Raw genomic sequence first — 3,941 nt, 5'->3', positions numbered from 1 at the left:
TGCACGTACTACGAGAGCTTGGGCAGCGGCGCACCGGTAATCGGATTCCCCCAGGCGACCCTCTCCCCGCTGGTGCGGGACAACGGTGTCGGGGCCGCTGCACGGCGGCGCGATGCTCGGAGCCTGGCTGAGGCGGTGCTGGCGGCCGCGTCTGACGTCGGGCAGTATCAGCGGATGCGACGGGCTGGCCTGGAGCTTGTGGGAGCGGAGACGTGGGAGAACGTGAACCGGAGACGTGTGGAGCACTTGGTTCGCCACGCCGAAGGGGGGCGGCGCTAGAGAGGCCGGGGCGCGGGGGCGGCCGAGCCCCCGGCCCCCGAGCTTGATTAGCGGCCAGACTCGAGGAGGTCGAGCAAATACTTCCCGTACCCGGACTTCACGAGCGGGAGGGCCCGCTCGCGCAGGTCGTCGTCGGTGAGAAGGCCCTCACGCCAGGCGACCTCCTCGGGGGACCCGACCTTGAGACCCTGCCGGGACTCGATGGTGCGGATGAAGTTGGACGCGTCGTTCAGGTCATGGAAGGTGCCGGTGTCCAGCCATGCGGTGCCGCGGGGCAGGACCTCCACGTTGAGGGTGCCGCGTTCCAGATAGGTGCGGTTCACGTCGGTGATCTCGAGCTCGCCGCGCGCTGACGGCTTGAGACCCTTCGCGATCTCGACGACGTCGTTGTCGTAGAAGTAAAGGCCCGGCACCGCATAGTTGGTCTTGGGCTCTTTAGGCTTTTCCTCAAGGGAGACCGCCTTGCCGGCGTCGTCGAACTCCACCACGCCATAGGCGCTGGGGTCTGCCACCCAATAGCCGAATACGGTGGCTCCGTCGACCTGGGTGTGACGGCGCAGCTGCTGGCCCATGCCGGAACCGTAGAAGATGTTGTCCCCCAGGACGAGCGCGACATGCTCGTCGCCGATGTGGTCTTCCCCAAGGATGAACGCCTGCGCGAGGCCGTCCGGGGAGGGCTGCTGAACGTAGCTGAGCGAGATCCCAAACTGGGAGCCGTCGCCCAGGAGGCGCTGGAACTGCTCTGCGTCGTGCGGGGTAGTGATCACCAGGATGTCGCTGATTCCGGCCAGGATCAGGGTGGACAGCGGGTAGTAGATCATCGGCTTGTCGTAGACCGGTACGAGCTGCTTCGAGATGCCATGGGTGATGGGGTGCAGCCGGGAGCCGGTGCCGCCGGCGAGGATGATGCCTTTCATACGTAACCTCGATGTCCCTTCAACGCTTGGTGACTGCCCGTCAATGGGGCACCCTACCGGGACACGATCGGCCTGTGAGCCAGACAAGCGCGACGCCCGAGATCAGCGTGATCATCCCCGCCTTCAACGCCGAGCGTGTCCTGGGCCTTCAGCTCGAGGCACTCACTGCTCAGGAGGGGGCGCCGGAGTTCGAGGTCGTGGTCGTGGACAACAACTCGACGGACAGCACGGCCGCACTCGTCGAGCGGACGGTGGATCGAGTGTCGTACCCCCTTCGCGTCGTCTCCGCCGTGGCGCATCAGGGGCCCGGGTACGCCCGCAACGTGGGGGTCGCCGCCGCGCGGACGGGCCGTCTCATGTTCGCGGACGCGGACGACGTCGTCTCGCGCTGGTGGGGGTCCGCAACGGCGCGCGGGCCTTCTCCGCCACGTCCCTGTGGTCAGGCGGAGCCCAGCTCATGAGCGACGCCGAGATGACCCGTGGGCTGGGGGGCATCCGCGCTGCGATGGGCGATACGGCTGACTGGACGGATGTGGTCCCCGGAGACCTTCGCGATGCGTTTCCCGTCCTGATAGGTGGGGATTTCGGTGCGACCCGGGACGTCTACACACGCGTCGGTGGCTTCGACATCTCTCTGGGCGGGGTCTACGAGGACAACGACTTCGGCGTCAGGGCGCACCGCCTGGGCATCGCGGTGGATGAAGCCCCCTGCGGTGCGTATCGCCTTCCGTGGGAAGTGGGACCTGCGCTTCCGCACCCGACTGGCCCGACGCTCGGACTACGCCCATGCTCAGGTTGCCGACCGTTATGGGCTGAACGCTCGCTCGCATTTCCCCAGCCCCTGGGGCGAGCTGGTGTACGCAGCCGGCAGCGCTGCTCTCATGGGGGCCGGTCGCAAACCGCGTGACTGGCCAGGCGTGTGGATGCGCTTGAACACCGCGGCAGGTCACGCTTGGGGCAAGGCCGAGGCACGTGTGCCGTGGAGGCGGCGGCCGACCAGCGCCCTAGGGATCGGCATGGCCAGCACGAAGCAGGGGGAGGAACGCGCATGAAAATTCCCGGAGGTGCCACCGCTCGCCGTCTCCTTCTCGTCGCGTCGCGTTCCGAAGTCCTCCCGAACCGCCTGCGTCCCGCCCTCCTCGCCCGGCTCGGCCTACAGGGCGCCCAGGATTCCTGGTTCTCCGCTGAAGTGAGGGTGCTGGACCCCTCGGCGCTGACCATGCAAGAGGGGTGCTATCTCAACCGTGAGGTCTTAATCGACAACGGCCCCGTTGCCCTGGGGCGGAACGTCTACATGGGTCCGCGGTCCATGATCATCACCGCGAAGCACTCGATCGGCGGTCCGGAGATGCGGGCCGGAAAAGGCGGGCCGGAGCCGGTGGTGGTCGGCGACGGCACGTGGATCGGAGCTGGCGCGATCATCCTTCCGGGACTGAACGTCGGTGCAGGGTGCATCATCGCGGCCGGAGCCGTCGTCACCAAGGACTGCGAGCCGAATGGCCTGTACGCCGGTGTGCCGGCCCGCCGAGTTCGCGATGTGGATGGGGAGGTCGGCACATGAGCGAGTCGGCGGTTGCCGGTACACCGATCGTCAGTGTGATCGTCCCGGCGAAGGATGCCGCTCAGTGGATCCCCGAGCAGCTGCGCGCCCTGGCCTCCCAGGTGGATGCCCCTTCCTTTGAGGTGGTCATCGGGGACAACGGCAGCACCGACGGAACGCGCGAGGCGGCGTTGCAAGAGCCGGTTCCCTTCACCGTGCGGGTTGTCGACGCCTCGGGACCGGCGAGCGCGTCCCGCGGGCGCAACATGGCGGCTCGGGCAGCGCGGGGGAGGATCCTGCTCTTCTGCGACGCTGATGACCTCGTGGGCCCCGCGTGGGCGCGATCCCTCACTGACGCCGTCGCGGACGATCCCTCTCGAATCGCCGCCGGTGCCCTCCACCACGGGCGCTTCAACTCGCCTGAGGTCCTCGCCGCCTACCGGATCGGACCGGACCCCGCGATCGACGAGCTCGCCCGCCCGACGACGGTAAAGGAGAACCCTGGCGGCTTCGCCGGCCATCTCCCGACAGTGGCCGGGGGCAACTTCGCGATCCACCGATCGGCGTACTTCGCTCTCGGGGGGATGGACGCCTCGTATCCGGGCGGTGCGGAGGAGCCAGACTTCGCCTGGCGTGCCCAGCAGGCCGGGATGCGGGTGGTGAGCGTGCCCCAGGCGATCGTCCACTATCGGCTCAAGTCCAAACCACGAAGCCTGTTCCGGCAGCAGCGCATCCAGCAACGCGGTCGCATCTACCTGTGGACCCGGTACCGCGACACCCGGATGCGGGGGCCGAGCCTGAAGGCGTCCGCCGTCGAGACCGTGCGCGGCGTGCTCGCCCTGCCGACCGTCCGCCGCCGCGCCGGCCGGCTCGCCTGGGCGGCGCGCGTCGGCGCCCACGTCGGTGCTCTCGAGGGCATGGCCCGCTACCGGCTGCTGCGACACTGACCCGAGCGGGCCCGGTTCAGCAGTCGGAGGTCGCGAGGAGCCGCGTCGCCGCCACGGCCCGGGCCTGTGCGTCGTCCCAACCCAGGGCTCGGCACAGGTCCACAAGCCGCCACCGCCAGTCGACGGCGGCCCGGGCTCGGGCCTGATGGGCGGCGGCCCTCTCGGGGGTCCCTGCCTCGGCCGCCGCGGCGATATCCCCCCAGGCGCTCGTACGGTCCGTCGGCGAGATCTCCAGCGTGGCGCCGGGCCACAGCAGCT

General features: G+C 69.0%; 4 protein-coding genes and 1 pseudogene. 3 read left to right on the top strand and 2 right to left on the bottom strand.

Annotated features, from left to right (window positions below):
* Window positions 1-326 precede the first annotated feature (326 nt).
* Complete coding sequence (gene rfbA / locus KVS67_RS11210) at window positions 327-1,196, bottom strand: glucose-1-phosphate thymidylyltransferase RfbA (protein ID WP_217565364.1); 870 nt, start codon at window positions 1,194-1,196, stop codon at window positions 327-329.
* Window positions 1,197-1,270: 74 nt separating this feature from the next.
* Here rfbA and KVS67_RS11205 point away from each other — a divergent pair, with 74 nt between their 5' ends.
* From KVS67_RS11205 to KVS67_RS11195, 3 genes are all read left to right on the top strand, one after another.
* The gene (locus tag KVS67_RS11205; RefSeq protein WP_217565363.1) at window positions 1,271-1,657 is read left to right on the top strand and encodes a glycosyltransferase family A protein; all 387 of its coding nucleotides are present in this window, start codon (window positions 1,271-1,273) and stop codon (window positions 1,655-1,657) included.
* A gap of 587 nt (window positions 1,658-2,244) precedes the next feature.
* Window positions 2,245-2,757 (top strand): DapH/DapD/GlmU-related protein, encoded by a 513-nt coding sequence (locus KVS67_RS11200; protein ID WP_217565362.1) that lies wholly within the window; start codon window positions 2,245-2,247, stop codon window positions 2,755-2,757.
* A complete protein-coding gene (locus tag KVS67_RS11195) occupies window positions 2,754-3,683 on the top strand; it encodes a glycosyltransferase family 2 protein (protein WP_217565361.1) in 930 nt (309 codons plus the stop codon). The genes KVS67_RS11200 and KVS67_RS11195 overlap by 4 nt, the downstream gene beginning before the upstream one ends.
* A gap of 16 nt (window positions 3,684-3,699) precedes the next feature.
* On the opposite strand, the pseudogene KVS67_RS11190 reads toward KVS67_RS11195, so the two are convergent.
* Window positions 3,700-3,941: pseudogene (locus KVS67_RS11190) on the bottom strand (hypothetical protein); the annotation flags it as partial.

This window comes from Micrococcus sp. GbtcB5 (assembly GCF_019091605.1).
In the GTDB taxonomy this organism is placed as follows: Bacteria; Actinomycetota; Actinomycetes; order Actinomycetales; family Micrococcaceae; genus Micrococcus; species Micrococcus luteus.
The sequence above is the reverse complement of the archived record's forward strand: the minus strand, read 5'-3'. Positions and strand labels throughout refer to the sequence as shown.

Excerpts from the sequence above, each read along its gene's own strand:
- KVS67_RS11200 (WP_217565362.1), top strand. The coding sequence starts at position 2,245 with ATGAAAATTCCCGGAGGTGCCACCGCTCGCCGTCTCCTTCTCGTCGCG.
- rfbA (WP_217565364.1), bottom strand. The coding sequence starts at position 1,196 with ATGAAAGGCATCATCCTCGCCGGCGGCACCGGCTCCCGGCTGCACCCC.
- KVS67_RS11195 (WP_217565361.1), top strand. The coding sequence starts at position 2,754 with ATGAGCGAGTCGGCGGTTGCCGGTACACCGATCGTCAGTGTGATCGTC.